Source organism: Paenibacillus sp. GP183 (assembly GCF_900104695.1).
Taxonomy (GTDB): Bacteria; Bacillota; Bacilli; order Paenibacillales; family NBRC-103111; genus Paenibacillus_AI.
Genome location: NZ_FNSW01000001.1, coordinates 1738408 through 1765384, shown reverse-complemented (window position 1 = coordinate 1765384; position 26977 = coordinate 1738408). Strand labels below are relative to the sequence as shown.

The 26977-nt window shown below is 44.9% G+C and carries 21 protein-coding genes; 15 read left to right on the top strand and 6 right to left on the bottom strand.

Annotation, left to right across the window (positions count from 1 at the left end; all coding sequences use genetic code 11):
- The first annotated feature begins 23 nt into the window (after window positions 1-23).
- From BLV33_RS08785 to BLV33_RS08770, 4 genes are all read left to right on the top strand, one after another.
- Window positions 24-1154, top strand: coding sequence for an S-layer homology domain-containing protein (locus tag BLV33_RS08785; protein WP_171909068.1), 1131 nt, complete (start codon window positions 24-26; stop codon window positions 1152-1154).
- Between the two features lie 579 nt (window positions 1155-1733).
- On the top strand, window positions 1734-7922 hold the full coding sequence (locus BLV33_RS08780) for a glycoside hydrolase family 78 protein (protein ID WP_139305712.1): 6189 nt from the start codon (window positions 1734-1736) through the stop codon (window positions 7920-7922).
- A 301-nt stretch (window positions 7923-8223) separates the two neighbouring features.
- Window positions 8224-9222, top strand: coding sequence for a hypothetical protein (locus tag BLV33_RS08775; RefSeq protein WP_090790185.1), 999 nt, complete (start codon window positions 8224-8226; stop codon window positions 9220-9222).
- 130 nt (window positions 9223-9352) lie between these two features.
- Window positions 9353-9640 carry a hypothetical protein gene (locus BLV33_RS08770; protein ID WP_253187006.1) on the top strand — a complete coding sequence of 96 codons (288 nt, stop codon included), beginning with the start codon at window positions 9353-9355 and terminating at the stop codon, window positions 9638-9640.
- On the opposite strand, the gene BLV33_RS08765 is transcribed toward BLV33_RS08770, so the two are convergent.
- The 3 genes from BLV33_RS08765 to BLV33_RS08755 form a co-directional block, all read right to left on the bottom strand.
- Window positions 9610-10971 carry an RsmB/NOP family class I SAM-dependent RNA methyltransferase gene (locus tag BLV33_RS08765; protein WP_290439048.1) on the bottom strand — a complete coding sequence of 454 codons (1362 nt, stop codon included), beginning with the start codon at window positions 10969-10971 and terminating at the stop codon, window positions 9610-9612. The genes BLV33_RS08770 and BLV33_RS08765 overlap by 31 nt on opposite strands.
- Before the next feature lie 26 nt (window positions 10972-10997).
- Entirely contained in the window at window positions 10998-11846 is an 849-nt protein-coding gene (locus BLV33_RS08760; protein ID WP_090790183.1) for a sugar phosphate isomerase/epimerase family protein, read from the bottom strand.
- 116 nt (window positions 11847-11962) lie between these two features.
- Window positions 11963-12346 carry a helix-turn-helix domain-containing protein gene (locus tag BLV33_RS08755; RefSeq protein ID WP_090790181.1) on the bottom strand — a complete coding sequence of 128 codons (384 nt, stop codon included), beginning with the start codon at window positions 12344-12346 and terminating at the stop codon, window positions 11963-11965.
- 193 nt (window positions 12347-12539) lie between these two features.
- Here BLV33_RS08755 and BLV33_RS29255 point away from each other — a divergent pair, with 193 nt between their 5' ends.
- The 5 genes from BLV33_RS29255 (at window position 12540) to BLV33_RS08735 (ending at window position 16660) form a co-directional block, all read left to right on the top strand.
- Window positions 12540-12701, top strand: a complete 162-nt coding sequence (locus BLV33_RS29255) for a hypothetical protein (protein WP_171909067.1) — start codon at window positions 12540-12542, stop codon at window positions 12699-12701.
- Window positions 12702-12801: 100 nt separating this feature from the next.
- On the top strand, window positions 12802-13092 hold the full coding sequence (locus tag BLV33_RS08750; RefSeq protein ID WP_090790179.1) for a hypothetical protein: 291 nt from the start codon (window positions 12802-12804) through the stop codon (window positions 13090-13092).
- A gap of 163 nt (window positions 13093-13255) precedes the next feature.
- Window positions 13256-13465 carry a helix-turn-helix domain-containing protein gene (locus BLV33_RS08745; protein ID WP_090790177.1) on the top strand — a complete coding sequence of 70 codons (210 nt, stop codon included), beginning with the start codon at window positions 13256-13258 and terminating at the stop codon, window positions 13463-13465.
- A 311-nt stretch (window positions 13466-13776) separates the two neighbouring features.
- The gene (locus BLV33_RS08740) at window positions 13777-14295 is read left to right on the top strand and encodes a DUF5317 family protein (protein WP_090790175.1); all 519 of its coding nucleotides are present in this window, start codon (window positions 13777-13779) and stop codon (window positions 14293-14295) included.
- Complete coding sequence (locus BLV33_RS08735) at window positions 14285-16660, top strand: sensor domain-containing protein (RefSeq protein ID WP_090790173.1); 2376 nt, start codon at window positions 14285-14287, stop codon at window positions 16658-16660. The genes BLV33_RS08740 and BLV33_RS08735 overlap by 11 nt, the downstream gene beginning before the upstream one ends.
- 8 nt (window positions 16661-16668) lie before the next feature.
- Here BLV33_RS08735 and BLV33_RS08730 read toward each other — a convergent pair whose 3' ends face one another.
- Together BLV33_RS08730 and BLV33_RS08725 are read right to left on the bottom strand one after the other, a co-directional pair.
- On the bottom strand, window positions 16669-17454 hold the full coding sequence (locus BLV33_RS08730) for a hypothetical protein (RefSeq protein WP_090790171.1): 786 nt from the start codon (window positions 17452-17454) through the stop codon (window positions 16669-16671).
- Window positions 17447-18583, bottom strand: a complete 1137-nt coding sequence (locus BLV33_RS08725) for a GGDEF domain-containing protein (protein ID WP_090790169.1) — start codon at window positions 18581-18583, stop codon at window positions 17447-17449. The genes BLV33_RS08730 and BLV33_RS08725 overlap by 8 nt, the downstream gene beginning before the upstream one ends.
- Window positions 18584-18725: 142 nt before the next feature.
- Between BLV33_RS08725 and BLV33_RS08720 the strand changes: the two genes are divergently transcribed.
- The 5 genes from BLV33_RS08720 to BLV33_RS28730 are packed head-to-tail and all read left to right on the top strand — an operon-like array spanning window position 18726 to window position 25210.
- Complete coding sequence (locus BLV33_RS08720; RefSeq protein WP_090790167.1) at window positions 18726-19856, top strand: glycosyltransferase family 4 protein; 1131 nt, start codon at window positions 18726-18728, stop codon at window positions 19854-19856.
- Window positions 19853-21172, top strand: coding sequence for a metallophosphoesterase family protein (locus BLV33_RS08715; RefSeq protein WP_090790165.1), 1320 nt, complete (start codon window positions 19853-19855; stop codon window positions 21170-21172). Before BLV33_RS08720 ends, BLV33_RS08715 begins: the two co-directional genes overlap by 4 nt.
- On the top strand, window positions 21169-24450 hold the full coding sequence (locus BLV33_RS08710) for an AAA family ATPase (protein ID WP_090790163.1): 3282 nt from the start codon (window positions 21169-21171) through the stop codon (window positions 24448-24450). Before BLV33_RS08715 ends, BLV33_RS08710 begins: the two co-directional genes overlap by 4 nt.
- A gap of 14 nt (window positions 24451-24464) precedes the next feature.
- Window positions 24465-24740: a hypothetical protein gene (locus BLV33_RS08705; protein WP_090790161.1), complete on the top strand. Its 276-nt coding sequence runs from the start codon at window positions 24465-24467 to the stop codon at window positions 24738-24740.
- 26 nt (window positions 24741-24766) lie between these two features.
- Window positions 24767-25210 carry a hypothetical protein gene (locus BLV33_RS28730; protein WP_139305711.1) on the top strand — a complete coding sequence of 148 codons (444 nt, stop codon included), beginning with the start codon at window positions 24767-24769 and terminating at the stop codon, window positions 25208-25210.
- Here BLV33_RS28730 and BLV33_RS08700 read toward each other — a convergent pair.
- Complete coding sequence (locus BLV33_RS08700; RefSeq protein ID WP_090790159.1) at window positions 25148-26182, bottom strand: YkvI family membrane protein; 1035 nt, start codon at window positions 26180-26182, stop codon at window positions 25148-25150. The two genes, BLV33_RS28730 and BLV33_RS08700, sit on opposite strands and share 63 nt — an antisense overlap.
- Window positions 26183-26329: 147 nt before the next feature.
- On the opposite strand from BLV33_RS08700, the gene BLV33_RS08695 reads away from it, so the two are divergent.
- Window positions 26330-26965: a DedA family protein gene (locus BLV33_RS08695; protein ID WP_090790157.1), complete on the top strand. Its 636-nt coding sequence runs from the start codon at window positions 26330-26332 to the stop codon at window positions 26963-26965.
- Window positions 26966-26977: the final 12 nt, after the last annotated feature.

Here is a 26977-nt window from a genome sequence, read left to right as displayed (position 1 = left end):
ATTCATTAATAGGAGTGACCCCCTTGAAAAAATTATTAGTTGTCATCTGCATTTTCATTTTTGCTCACTCCATTGGTTGTAAATCGTCAACCTCAGAAGCTTCCGCAATGGAATCCACGCCGAATGTTAAACCGAAGGTGCAGTTAACTGATATCGCGGCACATTGGGCAAAAGAAAGCATTATGAAAGCAGTAGATAAAGATTATGTAGATGGCTATGAGGATGGAACGTTTCGTCCTGAGTTGAATGTAAGCCGCGCTGAGTTTTTGAAAATGGCGGTAACAGCTATGAAGTTTCCTTTGAATAATGTTGCAGGGGGAATGGAATGGTACAAGCCTTATGTGGAGGCTGCTGAAGCAAAGGGGATCTTGAGGGAGTCGGATTTTTCTTTGGGAGAAATCAATCAACCCATAACCCGACTCGAAATGGCACGGATATCAGTTAGATCCACAGACGCCAAACTCCAAGACAAAGCCGCTCAGATCGAGGATAAATTGCTCATGTACAATGCTGCTAAAGCGGGCCTTATTCAAGGGTTGTCCAATGGAGAGCTTGCTCCTGATAAGTCTACAACTCGCGCCCAATCGGTTACGATCATCGAGCGGATCTTAACGATAAATGGGGGAGGCAAGCTGGGAGTGGATAAGCTTGCTGTAAGTAATGCTGAAATTGCTTTCCATGGCACTAATTTCGAAACCATTGTTGGTAGTGGTTATAAGCTTATACAGCTTCCAGCAACCATAGATGTACAAAGCGGTGTCACTGCAACATTTAATAAGGTTCACGTTGTTGATGGTGATGATAAGTCAGACCCTTTCTGGGAACTATTGAAGGTTAAGACTAGTCTGCACGAGTCTCTTGATGACAGCTATATTTTTGTTTACCACATAACTGTGGATAACAAAATAGCACAAGAAAGTAATTGGTTTACTCTTGGTTTATCATTGGGGATTGGTTCACCGTATGATGGTATATTTTTCTTGGTCAAGGACGCACCATTCGGATGGCCAAAGGATGAAAACTTGAACAAGGTGTTTTCAAATTCAGGTTGGATTGTGACGTATGCTAAAAAAGGAGATATACGCAATTTCGGTAAGGTTTATTTAATTAATAAGTATAACAGAGTATCCGTTGAGTTTGCCAAAGCGCAATAGTTTATTGGGGTAGATGGTTTGCACAACCACACTACAGCAAAAGGGTGTCATATGAAAAATAGGAAAAGGATTTCCGTGATCGCTATTATTGTCAGCCTTATAATAATTGTACCGCTTATATTGCAGTTACAGTCTGCAAGCGCTCAAGTTATAGATCCAAAGACCTTAGTTCCGCCAACTGGTTACTTTTCAACGCAGGGCTTACCATACGTGAATATGCCAGTGAATAAAGCAGGTTTCAAAGTATCCAAAATTGTGGTTACTGGCCCACCTAGTTCTGGAGCTATAACGTTGGACACCGCAACTGAAACTGTTAAGTGGTCTGGAATTAATGGCACGCCCACACCTGTTAGCTACACAGAAAACAAACATCCATTTCTGCATGTTATTTGGCGTAATAGTGCAGGCGACAAATGGAATACTCAGGATACTGGCCATAAGTATGAATTTTCTGGGGGTTGTATTTCAGGTGGGGTATCTGATTGTCCTGGACCGTTTCCGAGTGTTGCGTATGATGTCACTAGTGGCACAAATGCTTCGATGCCAACATTTGCATCTACAGGAGGATCGGGTGGTGCTTTGTACGAGCCTAGTAATAATGGTGGTGTTGCAGACGATCATTCAATAGTACCGGATGCTAATAGCTTTAAAGATGCTTCTGGCACTATTGTACCATCCTCAGCCATATCGGGGATAGACTTAGATCCTGTAGCTACCAAATGCTCTGACATTTTAACTCAGCCAACTTGCCAAGTAATACAGTCAGGCACTATAAACAGCAAACAATTCGTAGCTGTGTCAATGGTTTTCAATAATCAGGTATACCAGACTGGCTCACCTTTTGGGTATTCAATTATTGGAAATGTTGCCATGGGAACGCCTGGGTTAGTTGGGAATGCTGAAGGTCGTAAGTACTTTATGGCGGTGGATATTGCGTGGAAAGGAATAACCTATAAATACACCGGACCTTTTCCAACTATTGATGTTTACTATGACCCAGTTACCTCACCAACATCAACACCAACCCCAACGCCGCCGATCGTTATAACAGGCGATTTTACTGTTAATCCTTCGGCTATTAAATTCCGGGATTCTTTTACGCTACACCCTCTACCATTTAGTATTCCGGCTGGTTGTACATATAAGTATCATCAGTATAGGTTTTCTGCAAGTGGGTATTTCTGGGATTCACCGCTCGTGACGAGTCGAACGGCAGACAGTGTGTTCAGTTATGCTAACTACCCTACTAACTTAGCGGTAGGCAGCAACACTATTTACATAAATGTTGTTGCTGATTGTGCATCGACGAATTTTATAACATCCCACAATTTAGACGTATCTGCTCCAATTAACGACCGGCCTCCAGTATTCGATATAGGTTGGTTTCATCAGGGTGACGCGCAAGGATATGTACCCATTTATCAAGCCGTTCTGAACGATTATCTCAACTTGCGAGTCATACATGATAACACCGTTACTCCTAAGACTCCATATGACCCTGATGGTGATTCCATTTATTACACATGGCAGTTTGACGCCAGTAATAGCACTTGGGTCAAAGGACTGCCGAGCAATTACGGATTAGATGTGCACAATGAAGCATTCCAAAATCTTAAAGCGACAAAGTTAGGCAGTCACACAGTAAAAGCTGTTGCAGCTGACCAGTTTGGTGCTAGTTCAAGTCTTACAGCTACAATCGATGTTGTCATGCCTAATCCGGTTCCAATTGTAAGTTGTCCTGCACTTGTTAAAGAGTACAGACCTTTGGGTGCGACCGATATTAATGCGGATAAGAGTTATTCCCCTAGAGGTTCCGCTATCGATCATACTAGAGATGAGTGGACCAATAAGTTAGGTTCTTACTACAACGGAACATTGTCCAACATTTCGACTACTGTAACGCTTAACCGAGTTTACGATAATACTGGATTAGTGAGTGATTATACTAATCCAGAAACGGGTGCCTTCGTTTCCCAGGCTTCTTCATGCAGCATAACAGTTACTCCAGATTTTCCGCCTGTTGGCAAGCTACAAGTGCCGCCACTCGGTATTCGTGGACAGAATGTAACGATTAAGAACCTATCGTACTCCCCGGATAACGATCAAATTGTATCTGTTAAATGGCGATATAAGTACGACAGCAATAATAATGGCTTCAGCGATGATCCTTGGGTAAACATAAGTGCAATGGACGTAAAAGTAATTTCCTATGATAACAATAAGTTAGTTTTTAAGGGAAACCTTGTAGGGAAATATATGTTTGATGTTCTTGTGACTGAAGATTATGGAAAACAAGCTTATGCTTCTACTACACAACCCTTAACGGAGCTAACGTACGATGTTATAAACAATGCGCCGACAGTTTCCTTTACGATAGAAGGTGAAAATAACCAACCTGGAATTAATCCTCCTATCATCATGGGTGCAAGTACCATCCTAGACAAATGGAATCTATACGACGTTAATAGCCTTCAAGCGGTGTCTAAGTCAAATTGGAGCTTAGAAGGTAATAAAATTGTAGCTGGGCTAGGGAAAGGGATGGAGCAGCAAGAAACCTTCTCAAAGGTTCATTGGGGCGGGCCGGGGAATCCTTCGCAGAGTTACGCATTTTTAGGAGCAATCGGAGATGCGGGTCATGGTCCAGATAACATTACGCCGTATAAAGCGATGGCAAGCCAAGACTCAACCCGATCTCAGCCAATCCTGATTCCGGTAGACATCAATGGTAATCCTGTCACCAATCCGACAGCAGCTTATGATAAGCTGCAGCCTACTCAATTCGGGAGTATGTTCCGGACGAATAAGAAGTACCTGTACTTTGATTCTTCCAACTATCTATGGGCTTATAACAAAAGCCGTGTCCCAACTTACGCTGCGCCCGATAAAACCACATGTTCACAATATGGATACTGTACCGGTATCATGGAACATAAATGGAGCAATGGTGTAAATCCTTATGATTTTGCTATTAAACTTGGTGATAGCTATTACAATGGCTATGGATATAGCTATAAAATGCCTGACTTACCAGCAGCTCCGGACAAGATCGTTCCGTATTATACAAATGCGGACTACTATGCTGGAAGATATTACTGGAATAAACGGTACAATGAGGCGTCATCGACCAAAGCGGCTATGACAACTGGTAGTGCAGCGATAGGGCAAGAGGTTGCAGGTGACGTGATCTACGTCTTGTACAACTATTTAATACCGGATTATTGCTTCACGTACAATTACACTGATAGTAATGATAACCCTCAAACCAGTTCAGGTTGCGGATCGGAAAAGACTTCTCTTGGTGTATGGACATATGATGCGTACACGGGAGCCTTGATCGGCAGGACTGACATGCTCAATCGAACTGACACAGCATTGACGTATGATTCTTATGCTGGTTTCAAATTTTTCACTCAAAATGATCATTTAATTGTCGTGCAAAACAAGGCCCCGTCAATTAAGTATGCGGAATATGATCGTACGGGTACGCTTGTGAAAACGGGAAGTTTAGACATTCCGGGGCAGGGAGGCACCTATTCTCGGAAATGGAAGAACTACTACGGGCAACAAATGACTGATCCTGCCGAATGGTACAACTGCGGATGGTCCCCTACGCAAAACGGTACAACGAAGTTTTGGAAGGACGACAAAGGGAATATGTACACTTATGCATCGTTAGCGTGTACAGGCACGGTGAATCATTCTGGCAGTTACTATTCACTTAATCAGTATGACAACCCGGAATCTCCGACTGGTAACTATCTGATCAAAATTAACGCTGATTTTAATGGTTATACCAATTTAGGGAGAATGGCTGGCGACAAGATTTCGTATGGATCACTCGGTCCATACAATGAACCCGAAGAAAACGATCCGATACTCGTAATCAACTCGACTGCCGGGGTAGCATATACCCGTACGTTCCAGACTTATTATATAAACGGCAGCTACTATACAGGCTTAAACGAATTTTATGAGACAGTCGATCTAAACACCGGGGCGAAGTGGGGCGGCCCTAAAATTCAAGAATGGTCAAAAAACTTCGCTTATAGCCCTTTCCACATCAACGCTGACGGCTCAACGGCTGGCGGTTGGTGTTCGGTAAGTGCAAGTGGAACGTGTGATATGTTCAATTGGCATTCTTCACAAAAGGTATATAAGAATTTTAGTAATTATAACTACAATGAGCAAACGGCAACTAACATTAATTTTGGTCAATATGTTGGCGATGGCATGTTCCTTTCCGTCTACAGTGGTGCTACCGCTAGTAGCGGAATGGGCTATTCTCAAGGCTATCCGACATATGACAAGTGGATGTTCCTCGATGTTGGCACGGTGAACAACACGGTTGCTTACAAGGGCTTTAAGCTCGGGCAATTCGTTTCGCCAACCGACTACGATAACACAGACATCCTATTCAAAATGAACATGCGTCACGCGACCGAGGATACCAGTTTTGCAGGTTTTAGCTTCCGAATGGTTGATCCGAAGAATCGTTACGCGGTAGAGACGGATGGAACGACGCTTTTCCTTAGCAAGTACGTGGGTGGAGCTAGATTGGTAATTAAAAGTATTACTTGGCCGTTTTACGATAACACCGAGTACGGTTTCAAAATCACGATGAGCGGGGATATGTTCAACGTTTACATGGACGGTGTTCCAATTTTCATCGGAGTTCAAGACAGCACATTTACGAAAGGTAAGATTGGACCATTTACAGTTAAATCTTTCGTAAGTTTCACTGGCATGAGTAGTCAGATAAATGTGTCCAGCAATCAATGGCTGACAGGGTACGCTATCTTGGATGATCCAGCAGCAGGAGCAAGCGTACAATATAACGGACTTACCTTTACTGACCCTGAAAATGACCCGATGGCTGGAACCTTCCAATGGCACATAGCGCACACCCCCAAATTCTTGAACAATGGTGGCTATTCGATTTACAACAATACTGATTTGACAACCCCACAGACAAAGCTTGATAAGGTTGGTGTTTACAACATCACTTTGAGAGCAGAGGATGATCCTAATCCTTTCTACCGCTGGCCGAGCGTGCTGTTCGATAATTACCGAAAATGGTCGAATCCATTCAAAAGTACGATAATAGTTCACCGGAGGCCAATCGTTATTTCCTACTCGGTGACGCAAAATAAAGACGGAACGCTCAATCATAACATCAACGATTATGATCCGGATCGCTATGATTCGAGTAACGGAAATTGTTCGCCACCCGATACAACAGGTTATAATTACTGTCAGAATCACGGCGTTATTTCTCGGATTTGGGGCTATGTAGATCCGAATGGAACTAATGTGAGCGACAAGCTCGGATCGCCACCGATACCGGGGACATACACGTTCTACGTACAGTCTATCGATGAATACGGAGCGAAGTCTAATCCGGCTTACTATCCGGTAACATTGGGACAAGGCCCACCGCTCCAAAAGCCGACATCAACGTTGACGTTCCCAACAGGAACACAGGCGAATCCGACAATGATAGGAACTATGAGGCCGACGATCACCTGGAATCAGTTCGATCCGAACGGGTACAATCTAACCGGCTATGAGGTGCAGATTTCGGATTCAATCGGCAACCTTGTGATTAGCAGCGGGGCAATGTCGCAGAATGCAGCGCCTAATAGCAGCGCAAGTTGGACCGTGACGATGGATCTTAATCCAGGCACTTTGTATCAAGTCAAAGTCAGAGTTTCAGATAAAACTATGCAATCCAATTGGTCCAACATCGGATGGCTAATCACGAACCGGCCGCCAACGGCCACGATGACCATACCAATTGGTACACAAGTAGCTCCGACCATCTTTAACTCGCTTCGTCCGACGCTGCAATGGAGTCAAACCGATCTGGATGCTGGGACGATATTCAAAGCCTTTCACATCCAGATTACTAATGAAGCGAATAATCTCATGATTTTGGATTCCGGACAAGTAGCTCAGAACACATCAACAGGTACTGGCAGCTGGACAGTCACGAGCAACCTTCCTTCAGGACAGAAGCTAAGAGTCTGGGTAAGAGTCTATGATGGATATGTTTGGTCCAGCTATTCGGCTCAAACCTGGATGTACCTGAATCGGGCGCCTATTGCGGATTTTGATTGGAGTCCTAAGCCCCTATATGAAGGGGATACAGCTTCTTTTGTCAATAAATCCACGGATCCGGATGGGGATGCATTGACTTTTTCCTGGATTGTTCATCGACCGGATCAGTCCACATTTGGGATTGTTCAAAGCCAATTTAGCCAATTGTTAAATATGGCAGGCAATTATGTTGTCACCTTGGATGTATCTGATGGAAAAGCCACGGCTAGTATAACGAAAACAGTCACTGTGCTGCCATTGACGATCCAATCTGAAGTTGCCTATACGCAACAATGGTTAGAGCATCATCAAAACAAAGGTCACCAGACTACACTCAGACCCAGAGATTTTTACTCCGGTGAAATCTTTATCGTTGAAACGCGAAGCGCTTTAGCTCCTGTAGCGGAAGCAAAAACTTGGATAGATACAACTGGATTAGCTGGCAATGACATATTCATAACTGAAATATTGCAGTCTACAAGCGATCCCAATCTGTTTCATGGAGAATTGTTTGATCCGGTGCTTCAATCCATGACAGACGGGTTGCCCGAAGGCCTCCAAACGATTCATTTTGAAATTCGATATACAAACGGGACCGTGAAAACAGAGAATATCCCGATAAATATCATCGGAAATGTGAATCAATCCTTCGGGGTGCATCGAGTCAGGTAATACATATGAGAAAGGGGATGTCCGAGGACATCCCTTCGTATAATTTCCCTTAGTCTTGGGTGTAATGAGCTAATACACAAATATAGAACGCGTAATGATAACTAATAAAACGAACAGCACGCAGACAATGGAATCCCTCCCCTTGGCGGTTTGATTCCGACAATGTGAAGCATTTGTCGGGTTCCTACAAATTATGTTCCTAGATGAATAGCCGTATGGATATTAGCCTCAAGGGTTAATAATTTGGGCGAATTTTGGACATTCTACCACTTGAATTATATGCCAAGGAGGCGATTGACGGATGACCGGTTTGATGCTAAGACCTGATCTGAAAACGGCAGGCGGTGAAGTTTGTGATATTGTGCTTGATAATGAATTTGTCGGTACGTTAACCTTGGTGTACAGAGAATCGGATCGATTAAGCGGCTCCATCCAATTGGAAGAGCACTCGCTGTCAGAATCTGCTAAACGTGAAACGATCGCTTTTTTACAAAATTATGTGCAGCTGCTGGTCAGCGCTTTGCAAGTGAAAACTTGTGAAGTCTTCGTGACTTACAGCCCCTATGAACTTTTGATTGTAACGGATGAACAAGCCGCCATAGAAGCGTCTCCGGATGGGAAAGAAGAAGACTCCCTATATGCGGATTTGGAACCTGAGGAGAATGAGCATGATTTAGGATATGAATTAGTCACTATTTCCGAAAAAAGAAATGCAATTGAATATCACATCTTCGATCCGGAGATGGAGTTAGTCGCAGAAGCTGACATTCATATGGTTGGAACGGATGTGACCGGTAAGGTCGAATGGAAATCTTATCCGCTGGATGAGGAAATGGAGCAAGCTGCGGAGCTGATTGTTGCGGATTTTAACGAAGATGAGATTGATTCTTACTTTTTGACTATGACTTTTGACGGACAAGTGATAGAGACTTTTGATTTACTGCACAATGACCTTTATGAGGCAGAGATGGATGTTCCCCATGCCGAAGGAAAGGCGGATCACAGTGACTATACCATCGTTCTGGCCAGGGATGACGATGACGCTCTGACCTATGAAATTTATAAGCCATCCGAAGGCAGACTCCCGATGGGAACGGCAACCATGGATATCAGCCAGCGCCAAATCACGGGATTTATCGATTTCAGGGAGCCGGGAAGCTCGGATGATCGAGAGCTCATAGCTGCACTACTTCTTGAGGAGTTGGACAAAGAAAAGGAATTCGATTCAGTAAACTTGTCGATGCTGCATCAGAATCAGCTCATTGATGAGATCTTGTTTGAAACAGAGCAGCTTCACTGACAAATAAGTTCGAATCCCCCCACAAAGAAGGCATGAACTCTCACCATTAGGAGTTCTTGCCTTCTTTCGATTTTTTACAATAAAATTTCTTTCCTATACCAAGAAAATGTTGGATAATTGGGGAAAGGGGATGAACGAACAAGTGAAATTTACGCAGAAAGAGTTGAATCATCTCATTTTTTTGTCTGAAGTGGTGATTGAGGGCAAAAAAAGAGGCCTCATGGATGAGACCCTGCAATGTTTATTGTATATTGTAAAATCCTTGGAGGAGGTAGAACTCCCGGATTCGGTGGTTGATCAAATCGAGCGATTGACGGCCATGATTGAAGTGGATTTACGCAGTGAGAACGAACGGATGCAGGATATTCACGGCCGATTGAAGGGATCTCAAAAAAGCCAACGCAGTCCTTTGGGGTAATGGTTTTTGAGTTGACCTTCACTTTCTTTGCCCCAGCCTACAGGGTGATCTTCGATAAGGACGATAACCCACCCTTGGACAGACCTCTTGGTAATCAAGGCTTCACCGTGTAAGTAGGCCAAGATTTCTCTGGAATCGGCAGCAAGGGAGTAGGTGTGAGATGGTTTCGCCGATCTCTTATTTACTGCCAAAGCCAGTGAATGTGCCGGTATAAATCGGGTTTTCTTCACTTCACCCAGATGTAGTCCCGGTCGCACCACCTTGAGGCTTTGCAAGGTCTGATCTCCAAATGAACAGCCCGCGGCATACGGCAAATGATAAAGTTGATTGCCAAATAAAAGCGGCTCACCAGGTCCAAGCCGGAAACCGGGAAGGACTTGCTTTTGAAAATCTTCGAACAGGCTTATGGCTTCCGACATAAGTTTATTTGTTTTATCCGATTTCTGGCCCGGTTTAATTTTCTCGCGCAAATCCTCTGTATACTCAGCATTTTTCTTTAATATGGCAGCGAAATGTCCTTCACCTTTATGCAAATGAGGCCAGATTCGCTCGGTCTGAAGCAACTCCAGCTCTGGAAATCGCTCTATCAAAGCTTGAATGGTGTCTTCGTTTTCCTCGCGATTGAAGGTGCATGTTGAATAGGCCAGGATACCCCCGGGCTTCAACATGCGGACAGCATCCGGTAAAATATCCATTTGCCTAGTAGCGCACTTCCTCACAAGATCCACTGACCATTCCGCCGCCGCGTTCGGATCTTTACGAATCATGCCTTCACCGGAGCATGGCGCATCCAGCATGATTTTGTCAAAAAAGCCTGGAAATCGTTCCGCAAGCCGGTCAGGTGAAGCATTCATAACTACACAATTGGCGATGCCCATGCGTTCGATATTTTCCGATAAAATTTTCGCTCGGGCCAGATGGATTTCATTGGCAATTAATAAGCCTTCCCCCTGAAGCTTGTCGGCGATATGAGTGGATTTGCCTCCAGGAGCGGCAGCGAGGTCAAGAACAACATCTCCAGGTTTAGGATCAAGCAGTTCAACGACTGACATCGCTGACGGTTCTTGAATATAGTAAAGTCCTGCAGCATGATAGGGGTGTTTGCCGGGACGAGCGCTTTCGTCATAATAATAGCCGGGTTCACACCATGGAATAGGCTCCAAACCAAACTGTTCAATGATTTCTTCAGCTGCTGAACAACCCGCATTTATTTTCCCCATGTTGAATCTAAGCCCATGTGTTCTTGCAGCTTCATAGCTTGAAAGAAATTTCTCCGAATCTTCACCTAAAAGTAAGCGCATGCGCTCAATGTAATCTGCGGGCAGCTTCACAGTGATGACCAAACTCCTTTATAGGGTTACTCCAGTCCTGCTGAACGGTAAACGCGATCAAAAGCATTTTTTGAGCGCTCGAGCAGTTTTTCTACGGAATCAGAAGGCGGATTATTCGTTAAAATTTCTTGGGCGACCACACCCTTATAGCCGATTTGCTTCAGGGCGCGAAGAAAACCGCCAAGATCAATGACGCCTTCACCGGGGAAAAGGCGATCATTATCCAAAACCTCGGAAACGGGAATATCCCGTGCATCATTGATGTGAACGTGGACAATCTCCGCTGCCGAAAGCTTTAAAATATCTTCAATAGTATGTTCATTCGTATACCAATGATAAGCATCGAAGAGGAGTCCTACATTCCGCTGACCGATCGTATCTATCCAGTCGAGTGTGCTGTCCAGATCCCAGATAAATGGGTGCTTCCATGCAGTTCGGAGATGGTGCGGTCCGACAAATTCAACCCCCAGCTTCATGCCATAAGCATCAAGAATCTGGGCACATACACGCAATCTGCGAGTCGCTAGTACCATAAAATGTGCGGCATTGTGATCCGTAGAAGGGAGAACATAGGTACAGCAAGTTTTACAGCCCAGAGCTGATGCTACTTCCGCATGCAGGGCAAATCGGCTTAAATCACTGCGAAATTTTTCCTCGGTTTGTCTCCATTCCACAGGTAATCCCATGGTTCCTATGACAACCTTCTTCTCGCTTAGAAAAGCAATGGCCCCCTCTTTTCCGAATTTCGCAATAAGACCTTCCAGCTCAGCTCCGCTTGCATCAACCGCTCCAAATCCATATTCTGCCGCCAGCTTCACCAAATTTTCGAAATCTCCAGCCTGGCCGATCCCTGCTCTTGTTATTCCCTTGATCATAATATAATCCCGCCTTTGCCCTTTTTTTCGATAACCTAACTTCTTCCATCATAAAATAAAGATGCGGCATGGACAACAGACACTGACAAAAAAAGAAGCCCTTGTGAGCTTATCACCTAGGCTTCCTCTTGTTTGTGCCTTTCCTTCCAGAATAAAGTGGTGAGCATGCGCTCTACCCATTCCTTGTCATCGTCGGTCAGCACAATTCCGTCGAACATCAAATTATTTTCGCGGAGAAATCTTCGCAGGTTAACCGGATTGCTCTGTACTTCACACTGCACTCCCTGCGACTCCAAATAACCGGCAATTTCCATCAGCTCTGAGTAGGACACATTGAGGCCCTCGGAAAATTTCATCAGCACCTCAGGCGATGGAATCCCGCGATTGCCATTCTCAAGCTGTGATATGTAAGCAGCCGAAACACCCGAACGATCTGCCAATTCGCGAATCGTGAAGCCTTTGAGCTTGCGCAAGTCCCTCAATTTATCGTAAAAATACATAGTAATTCTCCCTCACGTCATAAAAAGTAAACATTAGTTAACAATGTTATATTATCAGTTTACAATAGTGATGACAATCAAAGGTTTAGAATTCCTTCTTGCAAATGTTTAAACATTGGGTTCATTGGGTTAAATGATTAGTAGGGTCTGTTTATGACCATGATGATTCTAGAAAAAAAAGGAGGTCAGAGATATGCAGGAAGATAAATATTTTAAGAACGCTACTCCGAACACAATTCCGACTCTTCCTGAAGAATCCAAAGCACCTACGGATGTAATCAGTGAAGCAGTGGAAGAAATGGTCGATAAGATTCAGCACACCTTTGATGGGGATAATGAAAAGAAGGAAGATTAGCTTCATCCCATGAAGGCACCTGCAACGTTAGGTGTCTATTGTTCATTTATTTGCTTTATTCGCTTCAATCGATATAATTGATATCAGAGGAGGGGAACATATGAGCGTATTTCAAATATCCAAAGAGCAGCAATTGCACATGATTTATAAGAATGCAGTTGTCGCAAGAGATGGAGACCGTTTTATTGTAGTGCATAGCAAACGGACACTTAAGCCGCTGCTGCCGTTTGAAATAACAAAAGAAGTTTATGAGCATTGGAAGAAAAGGGACAATAGAGTTGGTTTTACGGACACGCCTTTTCAGCAGCTGGTTGCATCAACCGGATCAACGATACAGCATGATTGGGTGCTGATTACGGATTTTAATGAGATTCAGTTTACCGAAGAATGATACATGATACATATCAGTTCATCCAGATGTCCCTGACGCTGCTTAACCAAGCAATGTCAGGGACTTTTTACAGAAACTAAAGTAAACAAAAATAGTTGCGGTAGTAAAATAAAATGATATAATAGTTTAAGGGGAACAGTATGAGAACAAGGGCGGGGTTTAGATGAGAATCGTGGCGAGATCCGATGTGTTCATTCGAGCAAGAATAATCAAAGGCTACTCGCAGCGAGAATTGGCTAAGCATTCAGGTCTGAGTCATTCCTTTATCAGCCTGCTTGAGCGGTCTGTGAAGCCTGTGGGTCCAGGCACCGCCAGGAAGCTGAGCGATCTGCTCGGCAAGGAAATGGAGGAATTGTTCCATTTCGAGCGTTAACAGCAAGAGGGATGAGAATCGTGGAGAGAATGATATCATTTTTTGTCGAATTTTTATATATTTTGAATAATAATATTGTATAAAAAATGTATTGAAGGTATAATTTCATTGGTTGATCTTTCCATCGTACATACTAGAAATTCATTTCTTCTAAGGGGGGAAACTGCAATGAAAAATTGGATATTTGCCATCTTGCTTGTAGCATCAATGGTGTATGCAACTGTGTTAGCAGGTCCATGGGGTCCATAACGACGAAAAGGAGCTAGGCAAATCCTAGTTCCTTTCATTTTTTTATGAAGGAATGAACAAATATGATCTACTTTATTATTGCAGGTGTTATACTTTGCCTGATCTTGAAACGCAATTTATTGACAATTGTTAATTCCGTTACAACATTTAAAATGCCTTATTTACTGATCAGTACTTTTACTTTTCAAATCCTCATCTATTGGTTAAGCAATAGAACACAACGTAGTTACCCTATTCTACTTGAACTTTCGTTTGCTGTTATGATCTTAGGTTTATGGATGAACAGGCATTTACCAGGAATTATTTTTATATGTTTTGGGGCTCTGCTTAATCTAATATCAATTATCGTACACGGTGGTTTAATGCCGGTTTCTGAAAAAGCTATGATTATTTCTGGTATTAATGCTTCTCATCTTGATGCACCTCGACATCAATTAATGAATACATCCAATTTTTGGTGGTTGGGAGATTGGATTCCCTTTATCCGACATGTAATAAGTATAGGGGATGTTTCTGTAGGCTTCGGGTTTATTCTGTTTCTATTAGGAATCACTTTAAAGAGGGATAAACATGAAGGATAAAAATCTGTACACAATGGTATTATTTTTAACTGGTATTTACACAACGTACATCTGTATGGGATTTCTTCAATCCAATAGGAATTGGGAATCGGTATTTCTTATATGTGCCTTAATATGCATTGTCGATATAGCTCCAACTAAATCGCCGAATGGACTTTGGTACAATGGAGCAACACTGGCTATTCTTTTTCTGATGTATTCTAAGGGGATTTCTGCAAGCACGGTACCGATTATAGTCAGTACGCTAACGTTTTTTTTGTTAGCTTCAAAACCTTTCTATCGAATTAACTGGTACCGCTTATTTTCAACTTTAGGTATGTATTTTATTAGTATGGTGTGTGCGGCGACTATTTTAGAATTTACGAGTCAACTACCACTTATCGTTCAAATTCTTTGTATTACATTTGTTTTTGAGTACGTAAACTTAATAATACGTGCAGGAATCATGAAATTTGTAAATAAAATTCCTTTTTTTAGTAAAACAACATTATTGGAGATTATTAAAGTACATGTTTCTTTTTTAGTAGTACCAATTTTTATGTATCATCTATTGAAACAAACAAATCCGATGGATTTCCTTACTGAGGTTATTATTGCAGCCTTTCTTATGCTGCTGATTAACTTCCTAATCACAGCCTTTAACAAACATATCTATAAAATTGAAGAAAGCAAACAACGATATAAGTCTCTTTTTGACCATAATCCAGATATAGTCTTCACATTGGATCTTTCCGGTAAATTTACGAGTGTCAACCCGATGTTCGAGAAATTACTCGGCTATTCCCAAGAAAGTGTACTAGATGTTAATTTGTTAGAATATTTGAAGTCAGAAGAGAAGGAAGAAGCTGTACTTCATATCAAACAAGCGCTGCTGGGGATTCCACAGCAATTTTCTTTAAGTGTTTCTGCTAAAGATGGTACTATACGTGAGCTGTTCGCAACATGCGGTCCAACTGTTGTGAATGACCAAATTGTTGGGATCTATGGTATTTTTAAGGATATAACAGCGCAAAAGGAAGCGGAACGGTTAATTCATAAAATGGCTTACTTTGATGCCATTACAGGGTTGCCAAATCGAAGCAAATTTCAAGAATACATGGTTGAAACTTTAGAAATTGTTCGTAACCATTCATTAGCCGGCCTAATGTTTCTTGATTTGGATCAGTTCAAACAAGTAAATGATACGTTGGGCCATCATACAGGCGATCTTTTATTAGTTGATGTCTCCAAACGAATTATTCAATCAGTTGCAGAAGGTTCCATCGTATCCAGACTTGGAGGCGATGAATTTACAATTATTCTCCCGAATCTGAGCAGTACGGAAGAGGCGATACAAACAGCCGAAGCGATCTTGAAAGCATTAGCCGAACCTTTTTATCTGCAAAATAAGGAAATATACATAACGACAAGTATAGGAATTTGTATTTATCCTCATCATGGAGCAGAAGTGGGAACATTGATCAAAAATGCGGATGCATCCATGTATCGTGCCAAAGAATCAGGAGGAAACACCTACCACGTATATTCCCACGACATACAAGAGGTAAATGATGCCAAGCACAGAATATATTCTAATTTGCATAAAGCTATTGAGCGAGAAGAATTTTATTTGAACTTTCAACCTAAGTTAGATTTGGCCAGTGGCAGAATTAATGGGATGGAGGCCCTAATTCGTTGGGAAAATCCAGAATTGGGCAGCATGTCTCCCGCACAGTTCATTCCAGTTGCTGAAGAGAGTGGATTGATCCTGTCAATTGGAGAATGGGTATTAAGATCTGCTTGCGCACAAAATAAATCATGGCAAAATGACGGGTTTTCCCCAATGGTTATCTCTGTTAATCTTTCATCTACCCAATTGCAAAATGACAGTTTAGTAAGTACGATTCAGCATATTTTACAAGAAACGAAGTTAGATCCCCAGTGGCTTGAAATTGAGATTACAGAGAGCATTTTACTGCATAACACCAAGCATACGATGAAGGTATTAAAGGAATTAAAAGAGCTCGGCTTATCTATTTCCATCGATGATTTTGGAGTGGGTTACTCTTCGCTTAGCTATTTAAAGCATTTTTCATTTGACTACTTAAAAATGGATCAATCATTTATCAATAACCTAAATACGTCTCCAAAAGATGAATTGATCATAAGCGGAATAATAAAATTGGCACACAGTTTAAATATAAAAGTAATTGCCGAAGGAGTCGAATCGAATCAACAGCTTTCTTACTTGCGTGAACAAGATTGTGACGGAGTTCAAGGATATTTGATGAGCAAACCTTTATCAGCAGATAAGTTTATTGAGAGGGTATGGGGTATGACTTCTTCAAAGGAATTGTTTCATTTCGATCGTTACCAGCTAGAGTAAAAGCCAAATTATTTGGCAATTTGCAGCATTTGATAAACTTCACGCCCGTCTCCACCCAGCTTGGCTGTTCGACTTGCGAACTGGGAGGAGCCGTCGCCGTCAAGGAATATGCCGTCAATCAGCTTCCCGGGAATGATTCGTTCAAGGATGGCGCTGCGAAATTGCTCCACAGTGCAAAGTGTTGGGGTGACAATCAGCCACAGCTTCCCTTCACTGTCGAAAGCTGCACCGGATCGAAGCCGCTGTTCATCATACGCAGGCATCCGTTGTTCCGGCATGAGCCGTTCCCAGGAGCTGCCTTCGGACAACCCCATGCTGACTCCGCCTTGTGCCCAGTAAGCCAGTCGATTCGTAACCTGAAGCTGATCTGCGCTATCGACAACTTGTACGGAGAAATGCTTCAGCACCTTATCCCATACGAGTGTTCCGCGAGCAAGACCCGTGTTGTACCAACCACTTCCATAATCATTGGGAGCCGCCTTAACCGGCCAATCATCCATAACCGCAATGCTTAATAAATCCCCATTATAAAAAAAGCCGCCATTTATTCCATACAATCCGGTATTCAGCAGATTGGTATCAATCGCTTTTAGCTCAACATGTTCAGGATCCGTTCGCAAGGTATAAAGCTTGACACCATTAGAGGCATTTACCTTGGAAAATGTGTAAGCATGGGGCACAGCATTACGCTCCATCGCATAAGGATAAATCAGTAAAGAAATAAAAAATCCAACAATAGGAAACACCAGCCAAATGGCTGCCTCATACTTCCATCCATAATTGATTTTAACCATATCTGACCACCTTGTTTTTGCCGCTTGTTTTGGCTTTGTACATCGCTTCATCCGCTTGCTTGATAAGCTGCTCAGCCGTCACCCCTCTGTCGTATTTGCTATAGCCCAAACTAACGGTAACGAGGGTTTCATCCTCCACACGCTGACGAACACGCTCGGCAAAAGCATCCATATTAACGGAATGATCCGTGATCATCAAGACAATTTCTTCACCGCCATAACGGCCGGCAATTCCGAAATCCTCACTTTCCTCTTTCATAATAGCTGCCACTTGCTTGAGAACATGGTCACCCATTTGATGCCCCTTTGTATCGTTGAGCTTCTTGAAATTATCGATATCACTGAACAAAATCGAGATAGGCAGATTTCTTTCTATGTATTGGGAAACCCGGTTGCTGAAATATTTACGGTTAAACAAATGAGTCAAGCCATCGGTAATCGAGGAATTATAAATCGCCTGAATCAACTCGACCACCCGCTCAAACAGCATCAAAAAGAGCAGAAAATAAAAGACGATGGGTAGCATATTTTCGACTATGGATAAAAAGGGCTGTGAAGCATCAAACATATAAGCATTCAGAATATGAGTAATTTGATTCGTAAAATAGACCGATAATGCGAATTGATATTTAACCTGTTGGCCGATTGCCGGAGGGATCAGATAGAAGTATAGAAAGATCAGCACAAACATATAAAACTCCATGCCTACTCCCTGTAAAAGATAAACCTGGCGTTCTCCGGCATGATAAAATACGGGCACATAAAAAAACAGGAGTGATACCAGAAAGCCGCCTGCAATCAATCCGTAAAAAAACAGATAATGCTTTCTTTTAGCACGATTATAAATCTGGAAAAACCCCATATTTACAAGCACAAAAGACACCATGCCAAGGAGCATAGAAATATAATTGTCGATTCCTTCACGCTTGTTGCCAAAATCGAAATAAATCATTAACAGGTAATGAACGATCAGGATCGTCAGCGAGATCGTCATCGATAAATAACCCTTTTTGCGGCGATCCACATACAGGCGAAGGGAAACAACAAACATTAATACCAGAATAACAAGAACAATCACATGTGAAAAAACAGGAGCATAGGGGCCGATAAATAGATCTTTGAGCTTCATGGTTTCCTCCGAATGTACGACAATCGATTTTATTATATAGGAAAATTTGGAATAGGGGTATCATCGTTTTTTCTTTTCTATTCCATGCCCAGCAGTTACAATAGTAATAGAAATAAGAACTCACCGGGGGAGGGACTAAGACATGAAAATATTGCAAGCATTGTTTTTTCCACCGGAACAGCCGGGTGGGGTTTCGTCCATGGTTCCCTATATTTTGGAACGTTTTAATAAAAGAGGCTGGGAAATGGAGCTCTTTTCCTTGCCTAAGCGAATTCGCGGTAAAGGAATCGAAGAATTCGAATTTTCAACCTTCGATTGGCGTCAATATGCAGGGAACCCGACCGTTGACCGATACATTCAAACATACAAGGATTATGTATGGTGGACCAAGCTCAGGCTTAACAAAACGTTCGATATCATCCATGCGCACCATCCGATTGCCGCTTTGGCCATGAGACAGATTTATCCGGACACACCTGTGATCATGACCGTTCATTCCAGTTATGAACGTGAGCTTATTTTAAATGGCCGTATTCAGGAAAACGGCATTGAGCATTTGTTCCTCACTTCACTCTACGGGGAGCTGGAAGCCAAGGTCGATCAAATCATCACGGTTTCGAACTCCTTTAAACATTATATCGGTGAATATGTTCAGGATGTGGAGCGAATCGGAGTCATTCCGAACGGATTTGACGAGAAACGCTTCCGTCCCGTTTCCCATGATAATCAGGTTACTCAATTGATCACAGTGTGCCGGCTGGTTCCGGCCAAGGGACTGGATACGCTGCTGCTTGCCTGCGGCGAGCTGAAGAAACGCGGACAATCCTTCGTGCTGCATATTATCGGAGACGGTCCAAGCCGCGAAGAGCTGGAGCAGCTGGCCATCGAACAAAATATATATGAAGATACGATTTTTTATGGGTACATGCTGCACCCGGAGGAGTTCATGCCATTTTTTGATGTGTTTGTCCTGCCTTCCCGAGCTGAAGCCTTCGGCTCGGTATTTGCCGAAGCCGCCCTATGCTATCTGGCATTGGTAGGAACCGATGTAGGCGGAATCGCCGAACAAATCGAGCATGGCAGCAATGGTTTGCTCGTTCCTGTGGGCGATCATCACGCTCTCAGCCAAGCGCTGGAGAAAGTCATAATCGATCCCGACTTCCGCCATGTACTCGCAAGAAGCGCCTCTGAAAAGGCAAAGAATACCTATTCGCTGAATCGGGTTATTCAGCAATTGAAGAGCGTATATGAGAGGTTCCAGGTGAAGGCATGAAGAGATTGCGATTTATCCATGCAGCTGACTTGCATCTGGATAGTCCCTTTAAAGGCATGTCGGTAATGCCGCAGCAGCTGCGTGAACGAGTCAGAGAGTCAACTTTCCAGTCGCTAAATCGGCTTGTAAAGCTGGCCATACACGAGAGAGTGGACTTCATTGTGATCAGCGGAGATGTCTACGATCTGGCAGATCGTTCACTGCGAGCGCAAATCCGCTTTCAACAAGCATTGCGGCAGCTGGCTGAACACGATATACAAGCTTATATCATCCATGGAAACCACGACCCGGAGGATGGACGCGCAGCGAAGCTGGCCTGGCCCGCTGGGGTTCATTTTTTTGCTTCTGACCGGGTGGAAACGGTTGCTGTGGAAAAACAAGGCCGTGGTGTTATTGCACAAATTCACGGCATTTCCTATAAAACCGCAGCGACAACGGAGAATCTTGCCTTACAATACAGAAGCGGCGATCAGTCTATTTATCAAATTGGCCTTCTGCACACGAATGTGGACGGCGATCCTGCTCACGATAATTATGCTCCCTGCTCCAAGGATGATTTATTAAACAGCGGAATCCATTATTGGGCGCTGGGTCATGTACATACGCGAAAAGTTCTGCATACATGCCCGGCCATCGTGTACCCCGGAAATCTGCAGGGAAGAAGCATAAGAGAGACCGGTCCTAGAGGCTGTTATGTGGTGGAAGTCAACGAAGAGGGAAGGGCAGAGCTTACCTTCCATGCCTTGGACAGCTTGCGCTGGTACTATGACAAGCTGTCGATACAAGGCTTACAGTCGGAGCAAGAGCTCCGGGACATGTTGGAGGCGCATAAAGAAAGCATCCGTCAAACTGCAGAGGGGCGGGATTGTATAATCCGCATCGTCCTCGAAGGCAGAGGAGCGCTGCATAGATTGCTCAGCAAAGGACGAGCTCTTAGTGAGCTGCTCACCGATCTTCGCGATCAGGAATTTTTGCGAGCCGGTCCAAGCGAGGATCTTAAATCCAATAACGGAGGCCCAAGCGGCTTTGTCTGGATCGAGACCCTCGAGGACCGAACCGGCAGCGAGCTCGACCGCGAGCTTCTGCTGCAGCAGAAGAGCTTCATCGGCGACCTGCTGCGTTTCTCGCACTCGCTGCTGCGCGACGAACCCGCGCTGCGCGCTTTCGCGGGCGAGGCGCTCGCCGCGCTGCAAACCCTGCCGCAAGCGGCCGGCGGCCCGCCTGCGCTTGCGCCCGAGCGGCTGCAGCAGTGGCTGCGCGCCGCTGAAGAGCTGACCGCGGACCTGCTGGCCGCGGATGGGGGGTGGGATGGATGAGGATCATATCCATCCAGGTCAAGGGCTTCGGTGTCCTCCAGGAGAGGACACTCGATACGGACAGCCCGCTCGCGCTGTTTTACGGCGCTAACGAAGCGGGCAAGAGCACGCTCATGGGCTTCGTCCGTGCGGTGCTGTTCGGCTTTCCGACCCGGCAGAGCCGGGCGGACCGATACGAACCGCCGATGGGCGGTGCCCATGGAGGGGCTTTGACCCTGCAAGGCGAGCAGGGTCATCTCATTCGAGTCGAGCGCTACGACGGCTCGACCGGCGGTCGACGATCCTCCGCAGGGATCGTCACGGTGACTCTCGGTGACGGCACCACCGGCGGCGAGGAACTGCTGCACAAGCTGCTGGGCGGCCTGTCGGCCGACTTGTTTCGCAGCTTGTTCGCTTTTGGGTTAAGCGAGCTGCAGGAGCTGCGCACCCTGCAGAGCGACGAGATCAGCGGCTACCTGTACAGCGCCGGTCTCGGAGTCAGCGGCTCCACGATTATGGAAGCCCAGCGCAAATTGGCCGCGCAAGCGGACAGCTTGTACAAGCCGCGAGGCCGCAATCAAGAGATCAACCTCCTGCTGAAGGAGCTGGAGGAGCTGGATGGGCAAATTCGCCGCAGCAAAGAGCGAATCGGCGAATACGACCGCTTGCTCGAAGAGAGGCGCTCCACGGAGCAGCTCATTGCGGAGCAAGAGCTGCGCAAGCAATCGCTCCGCAATGAGCTCGATGAGCTCACTGTGGGGAGCAAAGCCAGAAGCTCCTGGATTCGTCTGAAGCAGATTTCCGAGGATCTGAAGGAGCTTCCGGAGATGGAAGCCTTCCCGGAGAATGCGACCGCCCGGTTGGAGGCTTTGGAGAATGAGCTGGCTCTATGCAAGGAAGAGGAAACACGGCTTTATCTGAAACAGCAGGGATATAGATCCGAGCTTCAGGCTCTTGTGATAATTGATGAGCTGCTAGTCTATAAAAGTGAATTAAACACGCTTCTGGAAGAAGCACCCCTTTACCATGAAAGCGATAGATCCATCACCGAGCTGGAGGCTGAGCTTTCAAACCTGATGCTTGAAGTCGCTAGACTGCTCAAACAGTTGGATGAGCAATGGGAAACCGGCACGCTTGCCGCCTTTCCTGTTTCAATCTCGCTGCGGGAACGGATTCGCAGCTATCGAGACCAGTTTGCCGAGCTTCAGGAGAGAATGAGACGGCTTTACGGAGAGCAGGCAAGTCTCGGCTTGCAAATAGACCGTGTGCAGGAATCCGTGGCGGGGCAGGAAAGAGAACTACAGCACTCGAATTCCACTTTGTTTAATGCATTAGCAGGATCGCGTTCAGAGATCGAGGAAGATCCCGCACGGGCTTTGAATCGGATCGCCCGAGATTTTGCCCAGTGGCGGTTGCTTCGCACCGAACGCGAGCATCTGCTTGAACGCATTGCAGATCGTGAGCGATATCGGGAAGAGCTGCTTGAGTCCTCTGCAAGAGCTGGTCGGCAAGCCGCTCAGAGGCAGCGAATGCTTGCTTTCTTTACATTAGGGGCGGTCATCCTTCTTTCCGCAGCTTTAGGCTGGAATGGCCAAGGTTTGCTGGCAGGTATGGTTTTAGCGATCGGAGCGGGCATTTTCATTTATCTATATCTGTCCAATCCGCATAGAGCCCATGACAATTCCCAGCGTAAAAGCCAGGATTATTCAGATAAATCATCAACATCCGAAAATGATAAAATCCTTGCACTCGAGCAGAAGTTGAAAGCTTACGAGAATAATCTGCAGCAGCAAGCAGGTATATGGCTAGGGGTACAGGAAGCCGCTGCAACCAAGGAAAACGGAACATTCCGGTCCGCTTTTCAAACATCTTCCCCAGCAGCTGCCCCGTCATCTCCAAACGATCATTGGTCCCTGGTGCTCCAATGGCTGGAAACTTCGCTTGAAGACCTGAGGCAGGAAGCGGAGCAACACAGGCATCAAAGCGGTGAGCTTGAACGTAAGCAGGACAAGCTGCGCGATTCGCGAACTCAATTGCAAACATTAAAGAAGCAGGATGATCAGCATGCAGCAGAAATGCATGAGCAGGCAGGGCAATTGGACCGTCTGCAAACAGAATGGAACGAATGGACACAGTCATTAGGATTTACTGGACAATTATCGCCTGATGCCTTATTTGAAAGCTTGCAGCTGGTGGAACGGGGTCATGACCTTCTGCGCCGACAAGTGCAGCTAGAAGCAAAAATAACGGCTCACCGGCAATTCATGCATCGATTTGAGTTGGATATTGCGACTTATCTTGGGACTGATACCAAAGAGCCTGTCCTTGCAATAAAGCGCTGGAAAGAACAGGAACAAGAGCAGCTACGCCTCCTTTCCGAACAGGAAAATCTCCATCATCAACTTGCTCAAATTGAGCATGAGCAGCAGCTGATGGTTGGTCGCAATCAACGTGTTTCCAGTAAGCTGGTGGATCTGCTTAAAGAAGCATCAGCTGATCACGGTGAACAGCTTCGTCAGAATCAAAGCAAAGCAGAGCGGCGCCTCAAGCTTTTGGAGGAGCAAAGACATTTAAGCGCTGCGATGGAAGCTTTGGCTGGCAGCACTTTTTTGCCCAAGCTGAAGGCATTGCTGGAGGAAAAGGGCGATGAGGAGCTGGAACGCTTAAAAGCTGAAATAACCATTCAAATCGAGGTATTGGAAGACAAAACGAATGAATGTCGCGAACAATCCGGGAGACTTGCCAGTGAGATTGAGAAGCTGGAGCTGGGCACCGAGCATACGGATAAGCTGCAAAAGCTTGAAGAATACAGAGCTTCTATCCAGCAGTTGGTTGATCAATATGCAGCTGTCTCCTTTGCTTCTTTATTGCTGAAGAAAGCCAGAGACATTTATGAACGGGATCGGCAGCCGGGTGTACTCATACGGGCATCCGCCTATTTTGAACAAATGACGCAGGGAAATTATACCGGAATCAAAGCTCCATTTGGTGAGCAGAAGCTGGTCGCGATGCATCACAGCGGGCGAACGCTCGATACGGGCTATCTTAGCAGAGGCACAGCGGAGCAGCTGTATCTGTCCATGCGCTTTGCGCTGGCAGAGGAATATGCCGGCAGGGCCGTACTGCCTCTAATTATGGACGATATCCTCGTGAATTTCGACGAGCAGCGAATGGAGAGCTGTCTGCAGGTGATAAATGAACTGAGCCAGCGACACCAGATTCTTTTATTTACCTGCCATACTCACGTAAGGGATGCAGCCAAGCGGATGATCTCCGATCATAGGCTGATAGTGCTTTAAAAGGAGGCTGAGCTATGGATACGAATGATAAGTCGGGTAAACAGCGGGAAATTACATATCAAATCGGCTGGAAAAAAGGTAAAATTCAATTGCAAGCTCAGAGTGACAGGGTTGAAAGCGATGAGAGCAGCAAGCTGACCCAAAACATCCTGTTTCGTTTGCATGAGCGTTTCATTTGGCGTGTCACACCAGCTGCACCCGAATCCTGGCTGTTTCCGCTTCTCTATTTGCTTCCAGCTTTGGTCTTTTTGCTTACTTTCGTTCTTGTTTACCAACTAAGCCATCAATAACACAGGGAATTGAAGGAGGGGCAGGTTTGTCATTGAATATGAGTCTAGCGATTTTTGGCGGGTTCTTAGGGCTCGTGATTACAGGGATTGCCCTTTATACCGCCTGGATCATTCACCAGCTTTGGAAGCAGCAGGCTGCTTCTCCTCGGGCGTTCAGCTCCGCAGAGATCGCAGCTCTTTACCTGTCTCAATGGACGGTGATGGACTTTGCCATATTAGGGATTTCCGCAATAGGAATCTTGCTTCTCGCTGCTGATCTATTTGCTGTCATGCGGGACAGAGCCTCGTTTCCGCCCTATCATATTTTTTATCTGCTGTGCGGGCTGATTTTTTCAATGATGGGTGTTTTATTGTTAATTGTCCGTCTGTTCGTGGTGATCGGCATAAATAGACCGCCTGCCGAAGCTTCACAAAGCCCGATTTCTCCAAACCATCATGACCAGCCAAATGATACTGACCATGCCAAATAAGGGATACATCGCACTGAGCAGCACCTTGAAACCAATTTGGCTGAAGCCATAGGTAAGGATGAGGATGGCGAAAATAATCATTTTGAGCGGCAGCTTGGTCCTTTGCTGAAGCTGCAGGCATACTCCGTAAGCATCCGCGATATAAGTGGTGAAGATTTCGCCATAAATGATAAGCAGGTAAGCCGTTTGTATCCAGGGTCCAAGGCGGCTGATGATATTGCCCATCGGGATCTCGAATTGAGATATACCTGGCATTTGTGCGGATAGAGCAAAATGTGCAGCCAACAGCAGCAAGCCAATGCCAAGGCCGCCCAATAAACCTCCGGTATACAGCACGGAACGATTCTCGACAGCAGCTCCCATCGGGACCAATACGGCTTGTGACATAGCCAAATTAAAGGCCGTGTACAGAAAGGGAGCCAGCCACACACGCCCCAAGGAATAGTCGGAGGTATGGGTTAGCCAACCGTTACTGCCTGGAGAATTCCAAGTATAAATTACAATGATTATACTGAAGAGGATCATGATAGGAACCACGATGGAGTTAACCGTCATGATCGCCTGAATACCTCGAGAAAGTACGTAATAAGCCAGAACAAGGGTTACCAGCAATCCTGTCTGATAGGAAAGATGGAGCTGCTCTTCAAATATCGTTCCGCCGCCAGCCAGCATAACGGTTGTAATACAGAACAAGACAAGCATGGTAAAAAGACTGATCACATTGCCCATGAAATCACCGAACAAAGCCTTGTTCAAATCCTCATAGGATTTCGCTTTGAGATCATGTGCCATCAGCATCAGCTTAATACCGAACCAAATGAATAAAAAAGTGGACAGCGCAATCGTTAGAGTGGCAACAGCGCCATAGCGAGTGAAAAATTGCAGGATTTCCTGTCCGGAAGCAAAACCTGCACCGACGACTGTGCCGATATAGGTAAATGCAATACGGACGATTTGTGAGCCTGATCGCATCCCGGACTGCTCCTTCCTAACCCTTCTGAGTTCCTGTATATTTAGTACAAGTTATGTTTCTGCATGAAACAGCATGACAAGTTATTTGGATTTCTGTTAAAATGAGCAAGAATTCCAGCGAAATAAACCGATAGGGGGAGGATATTCGTGCATCATGAACTTTACAGTTTCATCTACAGCTTTGGATATCCGGCCTTATATTTGCTTCTCTCGGCTGGAATCATCGGATTACCCGTGCCGGATGAAACACTTATGACCTTTGCTGGATCTTTGACAGCACCAGGAGGCCCGTTCTTATATACAACAACTTTGATGGTCATTTATGCAGGAACCATGACAGGAATGATAGTCAGCTATTCGTTGGGACATCGAATAGGCAAGCCATTCTTACACCGATATGGCAAATGGATTAAGCTAACGCCGGAAAGGCTTGAGAAAACGGAAGGCTGGTTCAAACGCTATGGCATGTGGGCTGTGTTTTTCGGGTATTTTGTTCCGGGCGTGAGGCATTTTACTTGTTATTTAGCGGGTGTAAGCGGTGTGGGTTTACTGAGATATTTGCTTTATGCGGCATCCGGAGCCTTGGTCTGGTGTATCACTTTCTTGACACTCGGTCATTTTATCGGTAGAAACTGGGAAGAACTGCTTCAAATCATACACAAATATGTTGGTTTTAGCGTGACTGGAATTATAATGATCATGCTGATTGCTATCCTTGTCTTAGTAAGAATGCGTAAAAGGAAAAAGCAGGAAGACATAAAAAAAGCAGGACCCTTCCAATAGAATAGGTTCTGC

Coding starts and splice junctions, on each gene's coding strand:
- BLV33_RS08775 (WP_090790185.1), top strand. CDS start 8,224: ATGACCGGTTTGATGCTAAGACCTGATCTGAAAACGGCAGGCGGTGAA.
- BLV33_RS08770 (WP_253187006.1), top strand. CDS start 9,353: ATGAACGAACAAGTGAAATTTACGCAGAAAGAGTTGAATCATCTCATT.
- BLV33_RS08760 (WP_090790183.1), bottom strand. CDS start 11,846: ATGATCAAGGGAATAACAAGAGCAGGGATCGGCCAGGCTGGAGATTTC.
- BLV33_RS08755 (WP_090790181.1), bottom strand. CDS start 12,346: ATGTATTTTTACGATAAATTGAGGGACTTGCGCAAGCTCAAAGGCTTC.
- BLV33_RS29255 (WP_171909067.1), top strand. CDS start 12,540: ATGCAGGAAGATAAATATTTTAAGAACGCTACTCCGAACACAATTCCG.
- BLV33_RS08750 (WP_090790179.1), top strand. CDS start 12,802: ATGAGCGTATTTCAAATATCCAAAGAGCAGCAATTGCACATGATTTAT.
- BLV33_RS08745 (WP_090790177.1), top strand. CDS start 13,256: ATGAGAATCGTGGCGAGATCCGATGTGTTCATTCGAGCAAGAATAATC.
- BLV33_RS08740 (WP_090790175.1), top strand. CDS start 13,777: ATGATCTACTTTATTATTGCAGGTGTTATACTTTGCCTGATCTTGAAA.
- BLV33_RS08735 (WP_090790173.1), top strand. CDS start 14,285: ATGAAGGATAAAAATCTGTACACAATGGTATTATTTTTAACTGGTATT.
- BLV33_RS08730 (WP_090790171.1), bottom strand. CDS start 17,454: ATGGTTAAAATCAATTATGGATGGAAGTATGAGGCAGCCATTTGGCTG.
- BLV33_RS08725 (WP_090790169.1), bottom strand. CDS start 18,583: ATGAAGCTCAAAGATCTATTTATCGGCCCCTATGCTCCTGTTTTTTCA.
- BLV33_RS08720 (WP_090790167.1), top strand. CDS start 18,726: ATGAAAATATTGCAAGCATTGTTTTTTCCACCGGAACAGCCGGGTGGG.
- BLV33_RS08715 (WP_090790165.1), top strand. CDS start 19,853: ATGAAGAGATTGCGATTTATCCATGCAGCTGACTTGCATCTGGATAGT.
- BLV33_RS08710 (WP_090790163.1), top strand. CDS start 21,169: ATGAGGATCATATCCATCCAGGTCAAGGGCTTCGGTGTCCTCCAGGAG.
- BLV33_RS08705 (WP_090790161.1), top strand. CDS start 24,465: ATGGATACGAATGATAAGTCGGGTAAACAGCGGGAAATTACATATCAA.
- BLV33_RS08700 (WP_090790159.1), bottom strand. CDS start 26,182: ATGCGATCAGGCTCACAAATCGTCCGTATTGCATTTACCTATATCGGC.